Annotated in this window: 20 protein-coding genes and 2 other annotated features; of the genes, 6 read left to right on the forward strand and 14 right to left on the reverse strand. The window is 30.2% G+C overall.

Translation table 11 applies throughout. The features are described from left to right. Positions 1-36 precede the first annotated feature (36 nt). Entirely contained in the window at positions 37-2,475 is a 2,439-nt protein-coding gene (leuS, locus tag RR409_RS00985) for a leucine--tRNA ligase (protein ID WP_332555845.1), read from the forward strand. Between the two features lie 126 nt (positions 2,476-2,601). Here the strand turns inward: leuS and RR409_RS00990 are convergent, their stop codons facing one another. Continuing rightward, on the reverse strand, positions 2,602-3,393 hold the full coding sequence (locus tag RR409_RS00990; protein WP_332555846.1) for a GTP pyrophosphokinase family protein: 792 nt from the start codon (positions 3,391-3,393) through the stop codon (positions 2,602-2,604). Positions 3,394-3,812: 419 nt separating this feature from the next. Here RR409_RS00990 and RR409_RS00995 point away from each other — a divergent pair, with 419 nt between their 5' ends. Further along, entirely contained in the window at positions 3,813-4,739 is a 927-nt protein-coding gene (locus RR409_RS00995; protein ID WP_332555847.1) for a DUF2225 domain-containing protein, read from the forward strand. A 179-nt stretch (positions 4,740-4,918) separates the two neighbouring features. Here the strand turns inward: RR409_RS00995 and RR409_RS01000 are convergent, their stop codons facing one another. From RR409_RS01000 to RR409_RS01025, 6 genes are all read right to left on the reverse strand, one after another. After that, positions 4,919-5,608, reverse strand: coding sequence for a metallophosphoesterase (locus RR409_RS01000; protein ID WP_332555848.1), 690 nt, complete (start codon positions 5,606-5,608; stop codon positions 4,919-4,921). Positions 5,609-5,614: 6 nt separating this feature from the next. Beyond that, the gene (locus tag RR409_RS01005; protein ID WP_332555849.1) at positions 5,615-5,881 is read right to left on the reverse strand and encodes an EscU/YscU/HrcU family type III secretion system export apparatus switch protein; all 267 of its coding nucleotides are present in this window, start codon (positions 5,879-5,881) and stop codon (positions 5,615-5,617) included. 37 nt (positions 5,882-5,918) lie between these two features. Beyond that, the gene (locus tag RR409_RS01010) at positions 5,919-7,646 is read right to left on the reverse strand and encodes a hypothetical protein (RefSeq protein ID WP_332555850.1); all 1,728 of its coding nucleotides are present in this window, start codon (positions 7,644-7,646) and stop codon (positions 5,919-5,921) included. A 273-nt stretch (positions 7,647-7,919) separates the two neighbouring features. Then, positions 7,920-9,146 carry a tyrosine--tRNA ligase gene (tyrS, locus tag RR409_RS01015; RefSeq protein ID WP_332555851.1) on the reverse strand — a complete coding sequence of 409 codons (1,227 nt, stop codon included), beginning with the start codon at positions 9,144-9,146 and terminating at the stop codon, positions 7,920-7,922. Between the two features lie 267 nt (positions 9,147-9,413). Further along, positions 9,414-9,623 (reverse strand) — a binding site (T-box leader). 66 nt (positions 9,624-9,689) lie between these two features. Next, positions 9,690-10,100, reverse strand: a complete 411-nt coding sequence (locus RR409_RS01020; protein ID WP_332555852.1) for a hypothetical protein — start codon at positions 10,098-10,100, stop codon at positions 9,690-9,692. Positions 10,101-10,208: 108 nt separating this feature from the next. After that, a complete protein-coding gene (locus RR409_RS01025) occupies positions 10,209-11,354 on the reverse strand; it encodes an ATP-binding protein (protein ID WP_332555853.1) in 1,146 nt (381 codons plus the stop codon). A gap of 261 nt (positions 11,355-11,615) precedes the next feature. On the opposite strand from RR409_RS01025, the gene RR409_RS01030 reads away from it, so the two are divergent. Further along, positions 11,616-11,786 (forward strand): zinc-ribbon domain-containing protein, encoded by a 171-nt coding sequence (locus RR409_RS01030; RefSeq protein WP_332555854.1) that lies wholly within the window; start codon positions 11,616-11,618, stop codon positions 11,784-11,786. Positions 11,787-12,073: 287 nt separating this feature from the next. Here the strand turns inward: RR409_RS01030 and RR409_RS01035 are convergent, their stop codons facing one another. Both RR409_RS01035 and RR409_RS01040 read right to left on the reverse strand, forming a co-directional pair. Further along, positions 12,074-12,640 (reverse strand): ECF transporter S component, encoded by a 567-nt coding sequence (locus RR409_RS01035; protein ID WP_332555855.1) that lies wholly within the window; start codon positions 12,638-12,640, stop codon positions 12,074-12,076. 407 nt (positions 12,641-13,047) lie between these two features. Then, entirely contained in the window at positions 13,048-14,646 is a 1,599-nt protein-coding gene (locus RR409_RS01040; protein ID WP_332555856.1) for a peptide chain release factor 3, read from the reverse strand. A 605-nt stretch (positions 14,647-15,251) separates the two neighbouring features. On the opposite strand from RR409_RS01040, the gene RR409_RS01045 reads away from it, so the two are divergent. Then, a complete protein-coding gene (locus tag RR409_RS01045) occupies positions 15,252-15,839 on the forward strand; it encodes an ATP-binding protein (RefSeq protein ID WP_332555857.1) in 588 nt (195 codons plus the stop codon). 155 nt (positions 15,840-15,994) lie between these two features. On the opposite strand, the gene RR409_RS01050 is transcribed toward RR409_RS01045, so the two are convergent. The 5 genes from RR409_RS01050 to RR409_RS01070 form a co-directional block, all read right to left on the reverse strand. Beyond that, on the reverse strand, positions 15,995-17,437 hold the full coding sequence (locus tag RR409_RS01050; protein ID WP_332555858.1) for a TrkH family potassium uptake protein: 1,443 nt from the start codon (positions 17,435-17,437) through the stop codon (positions 15,995-15,997). Beyond that, positions 17,388-18,794 carry a Trk system potassium transporter TrkA gene (gene trkA / locus RR409_RS01055; RefSeq protein ID WP_332555859.1) on the reverse strand — a complete coding sequence of 469 codons (1,407 nt, stop codon included), beginning with the start codon at positions 18,792-18,794 and terminating at the stop codon, positions 17,388-17,390. Before trkA ends, RR409_RS01050 begins: the two co-directional genes overlap by 50 nt. Before the next feature lie 16 nt (positions 18,795-18,810). Next, complete coding sequence (locus RR409_RS01060) at positions 18,811-19,284, reverse strand: hypothetical protein (RefSeq protein ID WP_332555860.1); 474 nt, start codon at positions 19,282-19,284, stop codon at positions 18,811-18,813. Between the two features lie 457 nt (positions 19,285-19,741). Continuing rightward, positions 19,742-20,746 carry a tryptophan--tRNA ligase gene (trpS, locus tag RR409_RS01065; protein WP_332555861.1) on the reverse strand — a complete coding sequence of 335 codons (1,005 nt, stop codon included), beginning with the start codon at positions 20,744-20,746 and terminating at the stop codon, positions 19,742-19,744. 285 nt (positions 20,747-21,031) lie between these two features. After that, positions 21,032-21,262: a binding site (T-box leader), on the reverse strand. Between the two features lie 157 nt (positions 21,263-21,419). Then, entirely contained in the window at positions 21,420-21,794 is a 375-nt protein-coding gene (locus RR409_RS01070; RefSeq protein ID WP_332555862.1) for a desulfoferrodoxin, read from the reverse strand. 239 nt (positions 21,795-22,033) lie between these two features. On the opposite strand from RR409_RS01070, the gene RR409_RS01075 reads away from it, so the two are divergent. Both RR409_RS01075 and RR409_RS01080 read left to right on the forward strand, forming a co-directional pair. Further along, the gene (locus tag RR409_RS01075; protein ID WP_332555863.1) at positions 22,034-22,297 is read left to right on the forward strand and encodes a hypothetical protein; all 264 of its coding nucleotides are present in this window, start codon (positions 22,034-22,036) and stop codon (positions 22,295-22,297) included. Positions 22,298-22,444: 147 nt separating this feature from the next. After that, a complete protein-coding gene (locus RR409_RS01080; RefSeq protein ID WP_332555864.1) occupies positions 22,445-22,975 on the forward strand; it encodes a hypothetical protein in 531 nt (176 codons plus the stop codon). Positions 22,976-23,141: the final 166 nt, after the last annotated feature.

Consider the following 23,141-nt stretch of genomic DNA (forward strand, 5'->3'; position numbering starts at 1 on the left):
GAAGGCTTTTATTTTTTTATACAGGAGGAAAATACTATGGCTAAATATAGCACAACCGTTGATAAAAAATGGCAACAAAAATGGGAAGAAACTAACCTTTATAAATTTGATGAAAATAATATGGATAAAAAACTTTATGTTTTAGAGATGTTTTCCTATCCATCAGGAAGCCAGCTTCATGCTGGACATTGGTTTAATTATGGACCAGTAGATTCTTGGGCTAGAATGAAGAAAATGCAAGGATATAACGTATTTCAACCAATGGGCTTTGATGCCTTTGGATTACCTGCAGAAAACTATGCAATTAAAACAGGAGTTCACCCTAAGGATTCCACTGAGAAAAATATTGAAACCATGGAAACACAATTAAAAGCTATGGGTGCAATGTTTGATTGGGATCATGAAGTAGTAACCTGTAGACCTGATTACTATAAATGGACTCAATGGTTATTTTTAAAACTATTTGAAAAAGGCCTTGCCTATAGAAAGAATGCACCTGTAAATTGGTGCCCTAGCTGTAATACAGTTTTAGCCAATGAGCAAGTAGTTGATGGCGCCTGTGAAAGATGCAGCAGTGAAGTTACTAAGAAAAACTTAACTCAATGGTTCCTTAAAATTACAGACTATGCTGATGAACTACTAGAAATGATAGATACTCTTGATTGGCCAGAAAAAACTAAATCTATGCAAAAGCATTGGATTGGAAAATCAACTGGTTCAGAGGTTACATTTAAAGTTCATAATAGCGATTTATCCTTTGATGTATTTACTACAAGAGTTGACACATTATATGGAGTAACTTACGTAGTATTAGCTCCTGAAAATGAGCTAGTGGATAAGTTAACAGTTGAAGAAAATAAAGTTGCAGTTGAAGAGTACAGAGAAACTGCTAAAAAGCAATCCGATATTGAAAGACAATCTATTACAAGAGAAAAGACCGGTGTATTCACTGGATCCTATGCAATAAATCCAGTCAATGGAAGACATGTTCCAATTTGGATTGGAGACTATGTACTAAACACTTATGGAACTGGAGCTGTTATGGCTGTACCCGCACATGATGAAAGAGACTTTACCTTTGCTAAAAAATATAACTTACCAATAGAAAGAGTTATAGAAGGTGGAGAGGAACTTCCTTTCACTGATTATGGGAAAATGGTAAATAGCAGTGATTTTAATGGATTGCAAGGTGAAGCTGCTAAGGAAGCTGTTGTTTCTAAACTTCAATCAATTGGTTTAGGTTCTAAGAAAGTTAACTATAGGCTTCGTGACTGGTTAGTTTCAAGACAAAGATACTGGGGAGCTCCGATTCCAGTAGTTCATTGTGAAAAATGTGGAATAGTTGCTGTACCTGAATCTCAGTTGCCAGTAGAATTACCATATAATGTGGAATTTGCACCTGATGGAAAATCTCCACTAGCAAAATGTGAAGAATTTATTCATACAACTTGCCCTACGTGTGGTGGTGAAGCTCACAGAGAAGCTGATACCCTTGATACTTTTGTTTGTTCATCCTTCTACTACTTAAGATATGCAGACAATAAAAATACAGAAAAAGCTTTTGATACTGAGCTTATTAATAAGATGCTTCCTGTTGATAAGTATGTTGGCGGTCCAGAGCACGCTTGTATGCACCTTCTTTATGCAAGGTTTATTACAAAAGCTCTAAGAGATATGGGATATTTGAACTTTGATGAACCTTTCTTATCCTTGACCCATCAAGGGTTAATCTTAGGACCTGATGGACAAAAGATGAGTAAATCTAAGGGTAATACTATCTCTCCAGACGATTACATTAAAGAATTTGGTGCTGATGTATTTAGAATGTATTTAATGTTTGGCTTTGGCTATACTGAAGGTGGTGCTTGGAGTGATGATGGACTTAGAGCTATTGCTAGATTTGTAGATAGAATTGAAAGAACTCTTGAAACTGCTATTTCTGAACTTTCTAAAACCCAAAATAATAAAACAGCTACTGAAGCATCAGAAAAAGAGCTAAATTATTGGAGACATTTTGCTATTAAGGGAGTAACTGAAGATTCTGAAAAGCTTCAATTTAACACTGCAATCGCAAGACTAATGGAGCTTACCAATGTTCTTTATAAGTATCTTAACGAAGAAAATAAGAATACTGCTTTCCTAAAAGAAGTTCTAATTGATTATGTTAAACTTCTTGCTCCATTTGCACCTCATTTTAGTGAAGAGCAATGGGAAAACTTAAATATGAATTATTCTGTATTTAATGAAAAATGGCCAATTTTTGATCCATCTGCATTAATTAAAGATGAAGTAGAAATCGCTATACAAATTAATGGAAAAATCAAGGCTAAAATTGATGTTCCAACCTCTTTAGATGAAGAAGGCATTAAGGCAGCATCTTTAGAAACTCAAACTATTAAAGCTGCTCTTGAAGGAAAAACTGTAAGAAAAATTATTGTTATAAAAGGAAGACTTGTAAATATAGTTGCGAATTAATCCTTTCAAAAATTCTCTTATAGTCTAACAAACCTAATTCTACTTTTATAAAAACAAATAAGGCTGTGAAAAGTATTTTTATACCTTTCACAGCCTATTTTATATGTGTTATTTACGTAACCTTAACTAAGGCTTATATCTATCTAAAACCTTCTTTGTTGCCTCTAATAGACTTGTAAGTTCAAAAATTTCTCCTACCTCAAGAAGCCTATTCAGCTGTTCTGTAAAACGAGACGCTTCTGCAATCTTTCCTAAGGAAGATAAGGTTAAAATATTTTCCATTATAGTTGTTACCAAGGAGGATTTAACCTCAAAAAGCTTCTGAGCATCCTTTATTTCATCTTTTATAGTAAGCATTTGTTGATCCAATTGGAAAGCTGCGTCTGCTGCATTTTTTAATTTTCCTCTTATATCATTTGGTATATTATGCTTATATTTATAATTTAAAGAATGTTCAACTGTGGCCCAAAAATTCATTGCAAGGGTTCTTATTTGAAATTCAGCTAAAATCTCTGTCATTCCATCTGCCATATTTACAGGATATTTTATAATCATATGATAACTTCTATATCCACTATGTTTTACATTGGTTACATAATCCTTCTCATATATTATTTGCATATCCTTTCTTTGTCTAATTAGACTAACAACCTTATCTATATCATCAACAAACTGACACATAACTCTTAGTCCTGCAATGTCTTCCATTTCAAAATGAATTCTATCTATAGGTATACTAAATTTATTTGCCTTTTCTAATATACTAGACACTTCTTTAACTCTTCCTGTAACAAATTCAATGGGTGAATATTCATTTTTTCTTCTTAGTTCTCTTCTTATACTCCTAAACTTAACCTTTAATTCTTCCACTGCCTGTTCATAGGGAATTAAAAATTTTTTCCACTCAATAACTGCCATATAATTCATTCCTTTACTAAATCAGGTTTCCAAAATTAAAATACATTATATATTATATCACATAATATATTGTATAGACTAACTTTCATATTATTGTTGTAAAAATAACAGATTAATATTTCTGTATACTATTAAATATTCTAATAATACTACGATAATATAAAGCGTATAATTATAAAAGCTATAACATCCTCTGCACTATTAATTAAGCTTTAAAGGTAGAATAATATTTTCTGTAAGAATCACTTACTTTTTATACTTTGTGATGAAACACATCTTAAGTACTTATAAAAGTGGTTTTCGTATAACAACTTTTTACGGTGATTAAAAATTACGAACTATATCATTTAGTCAATGTAAAATTAACTTTATTTATTTTAACACTAATCTCTCATTATATAAATTTTTAGGAGGACTGTATGAATGATATTTTTTCCGGCTTAGAAAAACTAGGATTTAAAGAAGTAAATATAAATGATATTTATAAAACAGATGAAACCAAAAAAAACACTGTTGAAAAGGAACCGCCTCAAACTTCCTTACTATATCTTAGTACCTTAAATTGTCCTGTATGTAAAAATGTATTCAAAGAAAGAACTGTAAAATCGTCTTCTATTAGAATTGCATCAAAGGATAGTGATTTTTTTATAAGATATAATGTCATTAATCCATATTTCTATGATGTATGGATATGTAATAAATGTGGTTATTCCGCTTTAAAAGTTGATTTTCCTACGGTTAGGGAAGCTGAAGCTAAATTAATCTTGGATAAAATCACCCCAAAGTTCAAAGCAAAAGAGTATCCTGATGTTTATGATGTTAATATTGCCATTGAAAGATATAAGATGGCTCTTATTAACGCAGTTTACATGGAATCCAAAGCAAGTAAAAAAGCTATAATATGTCTTAAGCTTGCATGGATGTACAGGCTTATGAATTCAGAAAACAGTAAGGACATGGAAAAAACTTTTTTAAAAGAAGCTGTAAAAGGATTAGAGGAAGCTTATATAAAGGAATCCTTCCCCATATACGGTATGGATAACTCTTCAACAATGTATCTAATTGGTGAAATTAATAGAAGAATTTCTAACTATTCCGCTGCTTTGACATGGTTTAGTAATTTAATTACTTCTAGAGAAGTAAAAACTAATCTTAAAGAACTTGCGAGAACTCAAAAGGACTTAATTAAAGAAGAAATGCTTTTATTAAAAAAGGTAGAGGTAAATAGTGAAATATTAAATAGTCATGGATTTGATTTCGAAGGTCATAGTGAAGACGAAAGCACACCCCATGAAGAATCTACTAAAAAAAGTAGGTTTAGTTTAAAAAGATTTATGAAAGACTAAATTTAAACCTACAAGTTAGGTAAACCTTGTAGTATCCAACACATTCAATTTGTTGATTGGTTAATTTTATGCTTTACTCATATCTCGTATTGCTTAAGTAATTTCTTTTAATGCTTACACTCCATCAATAGCTTTATAAGTTTATAAAAAAATGGACTAAGTAAACTTTAGTCCATTTTTTAATCCAATATTTTTTTGGGGTTAAAGTCAATGTAATCACATGAAGTTAATATGTACTCTACATTATCCTTCTTCCCTTCAAAAACATTATTTAATCCATAACCATGAAGGTGTCCATATATGACTTTCTCTACATCATATTCTTTAAAAATCTCAAGAAAATCCTTATCTTCACAGTTCTCATTTGTTGGTGGATAATGAATCATTGCTATGATTTTTTTATAGCCTGCTTTTTTTGCCAAATCTAAAGATAACCTCAATCTTATTAGTTCCCGATCATAAACCTTTCTATCGTGAGCTGTAAACTTTGAGGTGCTAGGAGTAGTCCATCCTCTTGTACCACAAATAGCATAATCCTTATAAGTAAAAAAATTATTTTGTATGAAGTCCATATCTTCATACATTGCATTCAGTTTTGTTATACTGGTCCACCAAAAATCATGGTTACCTTTAATAAATATCTTTCTACCTGGTAGCTTATGTATAAATTCTAAATCTTCTCTCCCCTCCTCCATTCTCATGGACCAAGAAATATCTCCTGCCACTAATACTGTATCTTCTACATTTATTTTAGAAAGCCAATTCTCTTTAATTTTCTCCTCATGTTTATACCATTTATCACCAAAAATATCCATTGGCTTGTCACCAGTAGATGCTAAATGAAGGTCTGATATTGCATATAAGGCCATATTTCATCACCTGCTCTTTAAATTATTGTCTACATCCATTACATACGCAATTACTTTTGCTACAATATCATAAAGCTCATAAGGTATTTCATCACCAATGTCGACCTTAGTAAGCATATCTGTTAATTCTTTATTGTAAACTACAGGTACTTTATTTTCCTCTGCAGTTTCAATTATCTTTTCTGCAATTTTCCCCATACCAACTGCTGTTACTCTAGGAGCTGAATTATTAATATCATAGGTTAAAGCTGCCGCCTTTTTCCTTTGGCTCATTACACCACCCCTGAAAATTTATTTTCATCTTAGTTCACTATACCTTTGTGTTAATTGTTGAAAAGTCCTTGTCATCAAAAAACTCTCTACAATTAACTAGTGAAAATTCTTCTTTTTTTCTATCTACTGAAATATTAAAAACATATTGGTTATTTTCCAATTCTTTTAATAGGTTATGTTTTAACATCTCTAATATCTTAACATATTTCTCTTCACTTTCTATTTTAATTGAAGTATTATTATTTACCACTGTAATATATGCATCTACAGTATTCATGTTAATAGTACTGATAGAAGTAGCAATTTTAATGTTTTTGGAATCTAACTTTTTACCACTACTTCTTTCATCCTTAATAATAAGTTTACAATCATATTCATCATCTCTAACGTTCATAGGTACATTTAAATAATAGTAATCATTATTTAAAGTATTGAACATTTTAAAATCCTGAAGTTTACTTTCTATATTTTGAAAAACCTTATTTACTACGTTATTATTATCTTCTGTAAACTTTAGCATTTCCGACAATGTAGATTTTAACAACCCTATTTTTTCTTTAAATTCCTCTTTTACTAAAGCTTCAGTTGACACCCCATTTTTAACCCCAAAACTATCATGAGCTTTTTTCAATTCAATGAGCTTCTCTTCGGAACTTAATCCTTGGGAAGTTGTTTCTACTGAGAGATTCTGAGTACTACTTTCTTTTTTTATATTTCCATTTTCAACAGTTATACGATTATCTTTTATTTCAATAGGCTTTTTTAAGGGGCTACTCTCTTCTTCACCAGCTAAATTGTCCAACTGCTTTATAGATAAGCTTTCTTTGTTTATAATCTTTTCATTTATGAGTTCCCCAAAGGTTCTTAAACTGCTGTTTTTTGGTTCATTAGAAATATCTTTTGATTGTACTTTATAAGAATCAACTAATTCTTTATTAAACTTATTATCTATGTCACCATCAATACTTTTATTATTTACATGATCATTACTATTATTTATTCTATTATTATTCTTTACTTTTCCAGATTCAATATCCTTAATCATACTGCTAAATTCATCTATTTCTTTAAACACATCAAAGTCAGCTTTGGTTACTTTATTAAAGCTTTTAATATTTTCTTCTGTAAAAGGAATCTTATTTTCCTTCATTACAAGAATTGTATTAAAATCTATTTTTTTTGCTTCACTAAAAAATTTTTTTAAGGTTTCACTAATAAAACTTCCTTTTTCACTATTGCCATCTATACCCTTTGTATTTAAATATTTCTCAATAAAAGCTTGTTCTTCTCCCGGCTGTGAATTAATCTTTGTTATAAAATCTCTTAATGATTTTATTTCTGTAAAATTTTCTTCATTTACTGGAATATTAGATTTTAGCATATCCTTTATAATTCCTATATCCTCTTTTTCAATAGAGAAATTAATTTTTTCTAATATGTCTTTTAATTCATTTCCTTTGTTTTGATCTGATAGTGGGCTTTCGTCTTGGAGTTGTCTGTCTAAAACCTTTATATTTATTTTTCCATCTTCTGCGCTTTGAACTAAAAACTTCATTAAGTAATTATCTAAAGGCCCATTTATAAACCCTTCAATTTTAGCAGGAAAGGTTCTTCCATCTAATAATCTAACAATAACTTCTGAAGTATTGCCATCGAGCTTTAGCACTCTTGCTACAAAACTATCACCTTTTTTGAAGGATAACTTGTTAAAATCATCTTTAGTGGTGAAGTTCTGCACCATATTTATCTTCCAAATGCCTGACATAATATCCCCCTCCTTCCTTTAAGTATAATATATTCCCGGTGAACTTCAAAGTACAAACTTTTATATGGTTATATAATTTGAAGATAATTTAAATTATTAATAAATAAACTTATTTTCCAAAACTTTTAGATGGGTTTATTTCTAGTGAAATTTTAGCTACAAGGTATTTCCTTATGCTTAAGAATACAAACCTTTCCTCTAAAACAAAAACAAAGAATGAGTACGAAAATTTGCACTCATTCTTCGTTTTTTAATTATTGTCAATGATATAAATTATTCTATAATTAGTTTGTAAAACTTTTTCTTTCCTCTTTTAATTAGAGCTTCACCATCAACTAAGAAGCCTTCATGGAAAGTAGCATTTACATCAGATATCTTCTCTTCATTAATAGTTAATCCACCCTGTTGTACAAGTCTTCTAGCCTCCGCTTTTGATGGTAGTATTTCTGTATGAACCAAAATATCTAGTATTCCTGCATTTTTCATGGTTTCCGGAATTGATACTGTTGGTACTGTGCTCATATCTACCCCTTGGCCAAATAGTGCTTCAGCAGCTTTTTTTGCCTTTTCTGCTTCCTCTTCTCCATGAACTAACTTTGTAACTTCATATGCCAGTACTGATTTTGCTTCGTTAATTGCAGCATCTTTTAATGAACTTAATTTATTCACTTCATCCATTGGCAGGAAGGTTAGCAATGATAAACACTTCTCCACATCTGCATCATCAATATTTCTCCAATATTGGAAGAAGTCATATGGTGTAGTCTTTTCTTTATCAAGCCAAACAGCTCCATTTGCTGTCTTTCCCATCTTATTTCCTTCGCTATTAGTTAAAAGAGTGCATGTCATACCAAAAGCAGATTTACTTTCTTTTCTTCTTATAAGTTCCATCCCTGCAAGAATATTAGACCATTGATCATCTCCACCTAATTCCATAGTACAACCATATTTTTGGTTTAGCACTAAGAAATCATACCCTTGCATTAACATATAGTTAAATTCTAAAAATGATAATCCTTTTTCTAATCTTTGCTTAAAGCACTCTGCTGTTAACATTCTATTTACTGAGAAATGAACTCCAATATCTCTAATGAAATCCACATAATTTAAATCAAGTAGCCAATCTGCATTATTTGCTAAAATAGCTTTATCATCACTAAAGTCAATTAATCTTGATAGTTGTTTCTTTATGCAAGAAATATTATGATCTATTTCTTCCTTTGTAAGCATTTGTCTCATATCTGTTCTTCCAGAAGGATCCCCTATCATGGCAGTTCCTCCACCTACAAGAGCTATTGGTCTATGCCCAGCCTTTTGCATATGAGCCATAAACATCATTGCTATAAAGTGTCCCACATGTAAGCTATCTGCTGTTGGATCAAATCCTATATAAAAAGTTACCTTTTCCTTACCTAAAATTTCTTTCATTTCTTCTTCATGAGTTAATTGTTTTAGAAAACCACGTTCTTTTAGTACGTCATATACATTAATATTACTCAATTTCTTTTCCTCCTCTTTTAGTTTTATTTGTAATTTATTATAAAACCATACCATTAAATAATTAATAGTTTGATTTATTTTGTCACTTTTCTATGTGCTTTAACTTATGTAAGCTCCGCCTATTCTAAATGAATATTAAACCATCCCTAAATTTATCTATACCACAATAGCAATAAAATAAGTTTTTGTTACAAAGCCCAATAATATGTTATGAATTAAGTTCTACAACAAATAATTTCAGACAAAAATAAAAGTCCCTAGTAAAAAACTAGGGACGAAAACACTCCGTGGTACCACCCAAATTGATAATAAATAAATATCCACTCTTCCTTAATAACGTTAGGAACCCGTTTCAGCCTACTATTATTTCAGCCTAAAGCTCAAGAATGTATTTCATTATGTTCCTCAACTGATTTGCACCAACCATCAGCTCTCTATATGATTTCCATAACTACTTCTTTCCATCATCACTGTTAATTTATTTTTAAATATATAATACTATTAACTTTCACAAATTACAAGTAAAAAATAACTAAAAGGGTACTAAGCTACATATTTTTTTATTTCTTCAGGGATTTCTGTTTCATTGCAGTTTATATTTATATAAAAGTTTACATTAAATTTTTCTACTAAATATTCTAATTTAGATAATAAAAACAACATTTCTTTTTCTGATTTACAAGCATCATTTAATATTCCGTCGATAAATATAGCCTCAGTATCATAGTCCTTTGAAATTATGCCACATATAAAGCCGTAGAAATCCTTATAATTGTGGATATTAAAGTCTTCTGAACATATAAATCTTATATTTTTATTTACTTCTAATATTGCCCTTGTATCATCATCAATATAAACTAAATTTCCCTTTGCAATTTCAAGCTTAGAATTAGCTAGATTTATTAGAGCTTTTGTTTTTCCAGATCCTCTTTCTTTACAAAATACATGAATCATTTTAAACGCCCCCAATATTTTATTACTTATAATAATAATATTTAACATGTTGATTAAATATTATTGTTATCTTAATTATATAATATTCAGAATATTTATACAACATTACTAGGAAATGTTTTTAATTCCTGGAAAAATAACCTTGAAACTATTTTCTTCTAGGGAATTAATAAATTGTATTCTTCCTATGCTTTTGAAGGCTTTTTTCATAATTGTAAATCCAGGTGAAGTTTTTAAATATCTTCTTTTATGATCTAAAGCAATTAGTTTCTCATACATCCACATATTTCTCTTAATATAATTATGATTCTTCTCACTATTATTAAAAATAATAGCTCCAGGACTTGATACAATTATACTGTTCTCACTTATTATGATTTCAATAGTTCTACTATATAGGCTATAATCTCTGTAAAGCACCGCATTATTTACTGCTTCACAAACACTATTTACTGGATACTTCTCTGGTAAAATAGCTTTTAAATAAGCTTCCGTTGAATCTAACAATGATAACAAATCTCCTTGTAGAATTTTTATATCATTCTTACTTCCTGGCAACTTACTTATTACTTTAATCATATTATGAGGTATATAAATACTATTTATCTTTGAAAAAACTAATAATCCACCAAGAGTTACCATTCTTATTCCACTATCTTTCTCTATATAAGTTATTGAAGTGGAATCCATAAATTCATTTCTATTTTCTTCATTAATTGCTATTCCCTTAGAGGTAAAATATTTATCAACCAAACTTATATCTAAGTTTTTAACATTACTGCCTACAATTGGAGACAACTCCATATTAAAACTTAAACTTTCAGAGAGATAATTTACTATTTCCTCTTTTTTCATAGTATCTGTTGTAGATCCTCTTCTAATATAAAAAGCTCCGTTATCTCTGATTTGATAAGGCTTTTGATTTCCTGCAAAAATAGTTATTACTCCAAGGATTTTCCCTTGATACTCTATTAGATCAAAAGATATTGGTATTGGTGGTACACATCTTGAACTTATTATTTGCTGAATTTGCTCCTCATTTAAATCTTCATCTTCTATTCCCACTATCCCCTTACTTTTATCTTCAACACCAATAATTATATATCCTCTTCCACCTCTAGAGTTTGCAATGGCGCTAACGTCCTTAGATAGTTCTTTTTTCCCACTATCAGTGTAGATATCTAACTTACGTTTGAAATCTAACTTAGTTCCTTCGTCCTTCTTAATTAAATTTTTCACTTTGCGAAAATCCATAAGTATTCTCCTATAGTGCTTTATATTATTTTATGCTGCTTATATTTTATGTTACCAAAATAACTATATTTATACCACTATTTCCAATTATTTTTTTATATTCAATTGACCTATTTCCAATATATGGTATAATGAATATAGAGAGAAATTTCAAAATTATGATTAATTAACTGGCAATTATCCCCTCCTTTATTTAAGGAAGTTTTTGTGTGATAGTGTTTCTAGTTTAATTAGTCCTTAGATTAAAAGGAGGTCATTATTATGGCAGATAAAACTATTACATGTAAAGACTGTGGAAAAGAATTTATATTCACAGAAGGCGAACAAGCATTTTATAAGGAAAAAGGATTTGAAAATAATCCAGTAAGATGTCCAGAGTGCAGAAAAGCTAGAAAAAATACAAATAATAACGGATTCAACAATAAAAGATAATAATTTATAGTTGAAAATGAGCATTTCTATTTTGAGAAATGCTCTTTATTTTTTTACGTAAATCTATAAATTCATAAAGTGCCTTAAGCCCTATGGCAATGAACTGTTAGAAAAATAAAAAAGATGTATTTCTCCCTTCTCTTATATAACTTATAATTACTAATTCCATTATTTACATAATTTTAGCTTTAGTATATAAGATCCCTGCAGTCAATCTGCCAAGTGAAAAAGCTGCATTTACTACAGAATAAAAAAAGCGTGCAAATTGCACGCTTTAAATAATTTTCTTAAATTTTTAACATCTTTTTTAGTGGAGTAGCTAGAATTAATGCTATAGACGTTCCAGCTAAAACCTGCAGTACATTAAAAGATACATCCTTTAATGCTAAAATAAAACCTGACACTAAAGTTGGTGCACCGTAAACATAATGATTTAAAAACCCTCCTGCAATAAAGTATCCAAACACCATAAATGCGCCAGCCACCACAAAGGCAACCAAATTATTTATAAAGTTCTTACCTTCATAACCTTTTCTGTATGCAATACTTCCAGCTATATAGGCCATTACACCTTTAATTACAAGTGTAAAAGGTGCCCATATTATATAAGGTGATAGCACATCAAACAATGTCATTCCAATTGCGGAAGCTACAGCTCCCTTTTTCTTTCCTAGAAGTACTGCTGCTAAAAAAACTACCGTGTCTCCTATATGAAGCACTGCACCATTTCCAACGGGAATAGCAATCATACTTGTTGCTACATAAGTTAATGCAGCCATCAATCCTACCTGAATCAAACTTAAAGTGTCAACAGAAGATCTACCTTTTACAGATAATTTATTATCTTTTCCCATAGTATCCCCCTCCTTAAATATATTATTAGATATAATTATTACAATGAAGTTAGTATGAAGGTTTATTAATTATAAATCCTATAATTAATTTATTAGTTATATTAAGAACTCTTCATTAAAGCTTAAGCATAGTTCATAATTTAATGCACTTACGTAATTGTACTGATACAATTAGGTTTAAAGCCCCTCTTCACACCAGTATTATATAACAATTTTAAATTATTTCAACTAATTTTTGGTTAAGAATAGTAAAAATTTTAAAATAAATATAGAATCAATTTTTCTTGTAAAAATCAACGTTAAATAATAATCAAACTATTTTATAAAATTGTTGGAAGGAGATTTTCCATTTATAAATTAATTTATAAAAAAGAGGCTGAAGTATAAACTTCAACCTGCTTAATCAATTAATCGTCACTTTTTCCTATGTTGGATAACACTAATCCCTTATTATGCTCTAGTGCCCAGCTAATTCCCCAGTCACTTTGGAATATTAAAAGGTCCCTATCTCTAAGATCCTTAACAATTTTCGTATCACTAGTAAGGTTTAAGGTATCTACTGGTTTATCATAACTTTCGATCCATCTAATATTTCTAAATGGTAGCATATCCATTTTTATATCCACGTTATATTCATTTTTTAATCTAAATTCTAAAACCTCAAACTGAAGAACACCAACTACTCCAACTATGATTTGTTCTGTTCCAATATGAAGCTCCTTAAATACCTGAATTGCTCCCTCTTGGGCAATTTGAGTAACACCCTTTATAAATTGCTTTCTCTTCATAGTATCCACAGTTCTAACTCTTGCAAAATGCTCTGGTGCAAAGGTTGGAATTCCTTCAAACTTAAACTTTTTACTTGGGGAACACAGAGTGTCACCTATACTGAATATACCTGGGTCGAAAACCCCAATAATATCTCCTGCATATGCTTCTTCAATAATTTCTCTATCTTGAGCTAAAAATTGTTGTGGTTGTGCAAGCTTCATTTTATTTCCACCCTGCACATGGAAAACTTCCATGCCTTTCTCAAATGCTCCAGAACATATTCTCATAAAAGCAATTCTATCTCTATGGGCTTTATTCATATTTGCTTGTATCTTAAATACAAAGGCTGAAAACTCTTTATCAAAAGGATTAATTCTGCCAGCATTAGAATTTCTTCCTAGCGGTGATGAAGTTAATTTTAAGAAATGCTCAAGGAATGGCTCCACCCCAAAATTAGTTAGGGCACTACCAAAGAATACTGGAGTTAGCTCTCCATTTTTAACCTTATCTTCATCGAATTCATCTCCTGCAATATCTAAGAGCTCCATATCATCAAGAAGTTTCTCATATAAACTATCAGTAATAGCTTCTCTCGCTGCTGCTTCATCATCTATACTTATTATGGTGTCATTGACTTCACTTTGGCCATGATTTCCTGCTTGGAAAATATGTATTTCTCTTTTTGCTCTATCGTATACACCTTTGAAATGCATTCCTATTCCTATTGGCCAGTTCATTGGAAAAGATTTAATGCCAAGTTCTCTTTCTATTTCTTCCATTAATTCAAATGGATCTCTAGTTTCCCTATCCATCTTATTAACAAAAGTAAATATAGGTATCTCCCTTATACTACAAACATGAAATAGCTTTCTAGTTTGGTCCTCTACCCCTTTGGCACCATCAATAACCATTACTGCGCTATCAGCAGCCATTAAGGTTCTGTAGGTATCTTCACTAAAGTCTTGGTGACCTGGTGTATCAAGGATATTTATACAATATCCACTATAATTAAATTGCATCACTGAAGAAGTAACAGAAATTCCTCTCTTCTTCTCAATCTCCATCCAGTCTGAAACCGCATGCTTAGATGCCTTTCTTGCTTTTACAGAACCTGCAAGTCTAATTGCTCCCCCGTATAAAAGCAGCTTTTCAGTAAGTGTTGTCTTACCTGCGTCTGGGTGAGAAATTATAGCAAAGGTTCTTCTTTTCTCTATTTCTCTTATGTAATCGCTCAAAGCTATCTCTCCTTATCTATTATAAATTTATATTTGGCATATGATGTAAAATAACAAGTCAATATTAAGCCGAATACTTTGTACCAAAGACGAAAACAGTTATATTGTTAGATATACTTTCAATAAGCTCTGAAGACGTGTTTATTACAAAAAATCCAATATGTTGACTAGTTTTTTAATATATCTTATATTGAAATAATATTTTGTTTTATAGGTTTTTAGCAAAAACATCAATTGAACTAAAATCTCTATGTAATACAAATTTTTCAATTAAGTTCCCTATACATACAAATTATATAATATCATATAGAATTCTCTAGCACAAATTTTATTTAGTAAAATTCATTTTTTATTTTCATTGATGATAATTCAAAAATAGCAATGCCTTCATTAGCTTATTATCTTTTTTAATATTGTAATCACAAGGTAATTTATTTATCCTAAACTCATGTAATAATAATTAATTCTTTTACAATTTAATATAAATCTTTATAAAATTTATTGTAAATTATTTTATCTATTTATATTTTATAGCTATTTTGTTGAAAAATGTAGATATTGTTGCTATAATAAATAGGCTAATTAATTAATTTGGAGGTCATAATATGACTACTAGAATCGCAATTTTAGGTGGACCAAGATGTGGTAAAACCACTCTTATGCAACAACTATACGTAGATATGAAGATTGCTGGATTAGACGTTGGATGTGCTTCAGAATATAGTACTGACTATCTAAGGGAAAAAGGTATGATTGAAACAATTTCTGAGCAATATGGAATATATTTAGGACAACTTAAACTAGAAGAGGATTTATCTTCCTTTGGTTATGCTATAACAGATTATGCTACTTTCGTACCATATGTTTATGCACGATTTATGCTTGGAAATAGGAAGCGCACCATTAAAGAAATTGAAATATTAAAGGATTTGTATGGTCTTGCTATAAGGGATATATCAAAATATGATCATATATTTTATGTAGGAAGAGAGTTTGGCTATTCTCGTGATGGAGTAAGATGGCAGGATGAAGAAGCCGCACAAGCTATAGATGATGCTATACTTCAATTTTTGGATAATGAATCCGTTCCTCATACAAAGTTAACTGGAAATACAAAAGAAAGAGCAAAGCAAATTCTTCAAGTTTTAGGAATTAAATCTGAAATACATAACTCTAATAGCGAATCTATATAGAATTTCTATATTATCTTTTCTAATAATGAAAACCTAGTTTCATTTTCAGAAACTAGGTTTTTAACTTGTAAACTTATTTATTTGTAAATTTTGCCCTAAAATATTTATAGCAATTCTTTGCACTACTTTGAGCCACTGCACAATTCAATAGCGCTTTACTTTGCCCAAAATCTAGGCATCAGCAGTAAAAGTATTGGATAAATTTCTAGCCTTCCTATTATCATTCCAAGTGATAATGAAATTTTGCTCAAAACAGAAAAACTCGAAAAATTCCCCAAAGGCCCTACAATCTCTAAACCGGGTCCAATGTTACCAAGGGTAGCAGCTACAGAACTGATAGTTGTCACAAAATCCATATTCTCTAGTGATACTATAAGTACTAGGATACAAAAGATAGTAATATACATAAAGAAAAAACCAAGAACTTCGGAAAGTGTTTTATCATCCACTGCTCTTCCACCAATTCTTACTGCATAGGTGGCTCTAGGATGTATAATTTTCAAAAGATCTCTTTTTGCTGCTTTAAATAATAGCAGTATTCTTATATTTTTAATTCCTCCGGCAGTAGATCCAGCACAACCACCAATAAACATAAGTAATAACAAAATTATTTTACTGAAAACTGGCCAAGTATTAAAATCTGTAGTTGCATAGCCAGTAGTAGTGATTATAGTTGCCACCTGAAAAGCAGAATATCTTATTGATTGCTTCATAGAATGATATGTGCTTTCATTTATATTAATAGCAACAAGTATTATCGCCACAGTAACAATAAATGCATATATCTTAAACTCTTCATCTTTTAAAATGTCTTTTATATTTCCCTTTAATACCTGATAATAAAGCGCAAAATTTCCTCCACACATAAGCATAAATACAGTAATAATTACTTCAGCCATAACATTATTATATGCACCTACACTTAGATTTTTACTTGAAAACCCACCTGTACCTACAGTACCAAAGGTATGAATTAATGAATCGAAGAGTGGCATACCTACAAGCACCAGCAATATTATTTGAACTATAGTTATAAGAATATATATTCCATATAATATCTTAGCAGTTTCTTTCACCTTAGGCACTAGTTTGCCTGGATTTGGTCCTGGACTCTCGGCTTTCATTATTTGCATACTTCCTGCTCCTGCAGATGGAAGTATGGCCATAGCTAAAACCAATACTCCCATTCCCCCTATCCAATGAGTAAAACTTCTCCAAAAAAGCATCCCATGGCCTAATTTCTCGACGTCTGTGAGAATACTAGATCCTGTTGTTGTAAATCCAGAACTTGCTTCAAAAAAGCTATCTACCAATGATGGAATTGCTCCGCTAAAATAGAAAGGTAATGCCCCAAAAAAGGATATTAAAAGCCATCCTATTGCAACAATTGCGAATCCATCTTTTACATAAAGTCCTCTATTTTTAGGTCTTATAGAAAATAATCCTATACCTAAAATTGTTACTATGATTATAGTGTAGAGAAAAGCCCATATATCATTTTCTTTATATATAAATGCAACCATCATAGATGGAAGCAGGGCTAGTGCTTCACATATTAATAATGTCCCCAAGTTTTTTAATACCATTGCGAAGTTCATTTTGATTTCCTCCGATTACAGCTTCTTCTAACTCTTTTAAATTTGAAATATTTTTTTCCTTTGTTATGACAATAATTCTATCTCCTTTTTTAATTATATCATTGCCATGTGGCACTACTACTTCTTTTTTTCTTACTATTGTAGCAATTACCGTATTATCAGAAATATCTAGTTTTCTTAGCGGCTTTTCTATCAATGTACTAGATTCATCTACTACAAACTCCAGAATTTCTATTTGGCCTTCCACAATCTTAAGTAAAGATTCTAAAGCTCTTCCTCTAGCATATTTTAATATTTGATTTGTTGTAATTAACTTAGGACTAATTATAGTGTCCAGTCCCATGTCTCCAATAATATTAATATAACTTGTCCTGCTCAACTTAGTTATGATTTTTTTAACACCCATTCGTTTTGCAATAAGAGAAGACATTATATTTTCCTCATCCATTCCAGTAGCTGCTACGAATCCCTCCATACGTTTTATATTTTCAGCAAGAAGAACGTCTTCTTCAGTTCCATCACTGTTAATGATTAGGGCATTAGGTAGCATATCTGAAAGTTCAACACATCTTTCTCTATCAATCTCAATAATTTTTATATTCATATTCATATCTTTTAATAGCTTGTATAGGTAATAGGTAATTCTACCTCCACCTACAATCATCACATTTTTAATCTTATCTGGATATTTTCCGTACTGCCTACAGAAATTGTATATATTAGATACCTTTCCAATAACGTAAATAATATCATTTTCTCTAATAACTTCATTACCATTTGGTACTATAACTTCGTTTCCTCTTACAATTACTCCAATAAGCACCGAGGTTGAAGCAGTTTTATCTGTATCTTTTATCTTCATTCCTGCAATTCTAAAATCTCCTGTAACCTTAAGTTCAACCATTCTCACTCTTCCGCTAGCAAACCTTTCAACATTAATTGCTGTAGAAAAACCAAGAGTACTAGCGATCTCCTCAGCTGCAGTGTATTCAGGGTTAATAATAAAATCTAGACCTAACTGGTCTTTTATTAACGATAGTTCATCAGCATATTCCGGGTCTCTAACACGGGCCACTGTCTGCGTTACACCTAGCTTTTTAGCTGTAAGGCAGCATACCATATTAACTTCATCGCTACCTGTAACAGCAATAAGTAAATCAGCTTCTTCTATCCCTGCTTCTAATAAGGTATTCGCAATAACACCATTACCTTTAATGCACATTACATCTAAATTATCTTCTACTTTTTCAAGTGCCTCTGCATTTTTATCTATAATTATTACGTTTTTATTTTCATTTGCTAGACTTTCTGCTAATGTATAACCTACCTTACCTGCTCCAATTATGATAATATTCATATTTTCCTCCTGATAACTATGATTCATTTACCAAAGGCAAACTATCTTGCCATCCAATCATAAAACTTTCACAAATTTTTTCTACAACCTCTACTTCATCCGTTTGTATACAACACTCAAAATGAGTCTTAATTCCATATTGTTTATTATACTTCCCTGAAAAGGATAATACAAATGCTTTATTCCCTATTACTACGATATTTTTTCTGAATTGGCTATTAATTCTGATGTTTCCTCCATTATTGCATATCTTATTAATATAAGATCGTGATATGACACCACTGCTTGTGACCAAAGGTATTATAATCTTGCAATCTCTAATATGAGAACTGTTTAATATTTTATCTAATATTGTCTTGTAAACAATATTATCAAAAGTCCCTGACACAAGTACCCTTATATCTTTTTCTGCCAGTGCCATTGCAAGTATTTTCATAAAATTTTCTAGACTATCTACAAACTGTGTATTGTATATAACTATCTCATCCATCTTACCAACTCCTAAGTAAATATATTAATTATGAGGAAATTAATCTGCTTTCTAGATTCTTGTTTTACCTTTTATTTTCCTATATTCATGTATAGACCAAATTCCTATATCTATATTATAAGTTATTTTTTTACTTAATGCTATTTTAAAGTACATATTTGAAAGAATATTCTGATATTTTTCAAAAGAATCTAAGTGCTTTTTTACATCTATTTGAACCCTCTTCATATCACCATCTTTTTTTAATATACTACTTATAATAAGAGAAGAAATTCCCCCTATAATATCCTACTTAATACTTATTTATGGATGCGCAAATATATTCCTCTCAAAATAAAATAGATTTCACAAAAAAAGCCACACAGTTACTCCAGGTTTAATCTGAATTACTGTATGACTTATAAAAAACACTATATTGGCTTTCGAGAGATTTCACTTGAGATCCAAAGGATTTTTGTTACTTCGACAAGGGTATTAACCCAATCTTCTTTTGCATTTTTCTTAAAGTCTTCACAGAAACATAATTAGCTTTTTCAGCTCCTGCTTTATAGATACTTTCTAAATAATCCTTGTTGCTTAAAAGCTCTTTAACTTTGATTTGAATAGGTTCTAGTTCATTTACGATAGCTTCCGCAACATCCACTTTAAATTGAGCATATCCCTGACCTTCATATTTTGCTTCGATTTCTTCAATATCCATTCCAGTAATTGTACTTAGTATAGTAATAAGGTTTCTAACTCCTGGTTGCTCATCATTAAATTTTACTATTCCTAAGCTATCTGTTACCGCTCTCGAAACTTTCCTTCTTATAACCTCTGATGAGTCCATAATTTGAATGGATCCATTAGGATTTTCTTCTGATTTAGCCATTTTCTTTGTTGGATCTTGTAAGTCCATAATCTTAGCTCCAGTTTTTGCTACATAAGGTTCTGGTACTACAAAAGTTGGACTATAAAGCCTATTAAATCTTTCTGCAATATCTCTTGCGAGTTCCAAGTGTTGCACTTGATCCTTACCTACTGGAACTAAATCTGTTCCATATAACAACACATCCGCTGCCATAAGAATTGGGTAGTTAAATAATCCAGCTCCTATGCTCTCTCCACTTTTTTGCGCCTTATCCTTGTATTGAGTCATTCTGCTCATTTCCCCCATATAAGATATACAAGTTAAAAGCCAAGAAGCTTCACAATGTGCAGGGACATGGGATTGAATAAATAAAGTGTTTTTCTCTGGACTAATCCCAGATGCGATGTAAATAGCTAAAATCTCTAAAGTTCTTTTTCTTAGTTCTGATGGAATCTGTGAAACAGTAATTGCATGCAAATCTACTACACAAAAATAGCAATCATATTCTTCTTGCAACTTAACCCAGTTTTTTATAGCTCCCAAATAGTTACCTAGAGTTAAATCTCCAGAAGGTTTTATACCGCTAAAAATTACTTTTTTCTTATTTTCCATTATTCTCACTCCTTGTATTATATTTTAAAATATAGAAATCAATTTTCTAATATTTATATTTAGTATGTTCCTTACATATTTGATATCTAAAAAAATAAATTAACTGCGTATAATTTTTAAATAGGATTTAACGTTAATTCTTTTATTCAGATATCATCACTCTTGAAATCTTGATTACTAGATATGTTACATATATCCGTTCTTTCAATTACATATTAAAAAATATATAATTGAAAATTCCTAATTTCCTTCAAAAAAATCAAAAGCCCTATGGATATTATTAATCCATAGGGCGTAAAATACGCGGTGCCACCTAAATTTAAAACCATAGGGTTTCCTTCATCAGATACAAATTATATCCTACCCCTATAACGTGAGGAACACGTAAAAGACTACTAGGTTTCATCTTCCCTCTCCACGACCCATTCAGCTTAATCATAATTGTGGTAATTTCACCCTCTACCACTCTCTGTGAATTTGTTTTTAAGCTTACTTACTTCGCTTCAATGACTTTAATAAGTATTAATTTATATATATTATGCTATTGTTTTGAAAAAGTGTCAAGTACTTTTTCCTTTTGCTGTATATAACCTATAAAACTATTAATTGTATCATATAATATTTAATTTACACCTATATAGTTTTAAAATAAATTTAAACCACTTTTAAAAATTTATGATCTCCAAAGACCATGCAAATTGCAATATTCTCTTGCATATATTATTTCTTCATTAATTAAGAATTCTGCAGTTGGTTGTTCATCTATGGATAAATATTTTCTATAAACTCTGTCATTAGTATGAACTTCTATCCACTCAATATGATGTTCTACAGTCATTGGATGTATTACAGATCCTACAGTTACTCTGTATCCTCCATCTATCTTTTCAACTACTGGTACATGCTTTTCAACAGCTGCTTCTTGGGTATTTTCCTTTTTAAGAGTCATCGGTTTGCCACAGCACACTAATGTGCCTCCGCCAGCATGAACTACTTCAATTATGTGTCCACATACTTCACATTTGTAAATTTGTCTTAATTCACTCATAATTTTACCTCCAAAATTTTCTTATTATTACAAATATAATACCATATTTTGAATAAATTCCATATCTTTATTATGATATACATAATTTAATTTTTTATTAATGAAACTTTAACTTATCTATTTTTACTAGTTTTTAAGTATTTAATTATTAAACTTACACAAAATATTGCTATAGAAATCACTTTAACGAGTTTTTTTCTTATCGCTAATAAATGAAAATAAAGGAGGAGACTTAATTTATGGAAATAAAAAACAAAGCAACAACAAAACCTAAAGCATATGGTCCCAATGAAAGAGACTTTTTAGAAGTTGATCCTAAAGAAGTAAAAGCTTACTCCTTGGAGGACTACACTATACTGCCTGATAATGTACAAGATCCGATAGTTTCAAATAATATATCCTACATGGAATTCGATTACACTTATAATGGTGGAGAAGATCTTCTTGGATTTTCAAATGAGCTTCCTGAAACCTCTAAAAATCCGAGAAATACTAATAATTAAATTAAGATCAAATATGAGAGTTCAAGAGATTTTCTTGAGCTTTTATATTTTTTTGTAGAAACTTTTTTTGGTTTATTTCCAAATTATTGCATAGTTTTCACAGCCTTCTGTCTATAATTAAGATAATATATTTTAGGAGTGATTAACATGAGAAAATTTAAGTTTATGATAATATGTTTTTTTCTATTATCTTTTTCTCTCACTGCTTATGGCTCAAATATGAAGGCTACAGAGGAAGAAAACTTTGTGCATTCTTTCATAACAAAATTATACACCTTTGAAAATAGCTCTTTAAAAAACTTATCCTTCTATAAGTTTACATATCCAATGGATAAATATTCATTAAAATTAAGAGATTTTATGATTGAAAAAACCTTTGATGATTTTACCCAAAAAAATTCATATTATAATTTCATAATTTCTTCATACAGTTATGGCTATGATAGTTCTGTGTATTATATAAAACTAAATTCTTCAGAAAAATCATTAAATGCCACTACTTATAAGTATACCGCTACCGTAGAACTATTTTACAACCATAAGAGCAAAAGAGAAATATATGAAGTTAATGGAGAACTCATTGTTTGCAAAATTAATAATGAATATAAAATAACTGAAGTAAACAATATTAAATTCCCAAGCAATGGCGCTTCTAATGTAATATCAAACTTAGTTTAATCATATCCTTAAAAATCAATATTTTGATATCATAAGAAGTTTTTCTATAACTTTCTAAAAGATTATCTTCATTTGTAATTCTCTAATGTAAGTTTTATTTTGAAATAATAGTAATTTAATATCACTATTTTTCAAAAGAACATAGGAAAAAACACAATAAATTTAT

This window comes from Clostridium sp. (assembly GCF_036642255.1).
In the GTDB taxonomy this organism is placed as follows: Bacteria; Bacillota; Clostridia; order Clostridiales; family Clostridiaceae; genus Clostridium_J.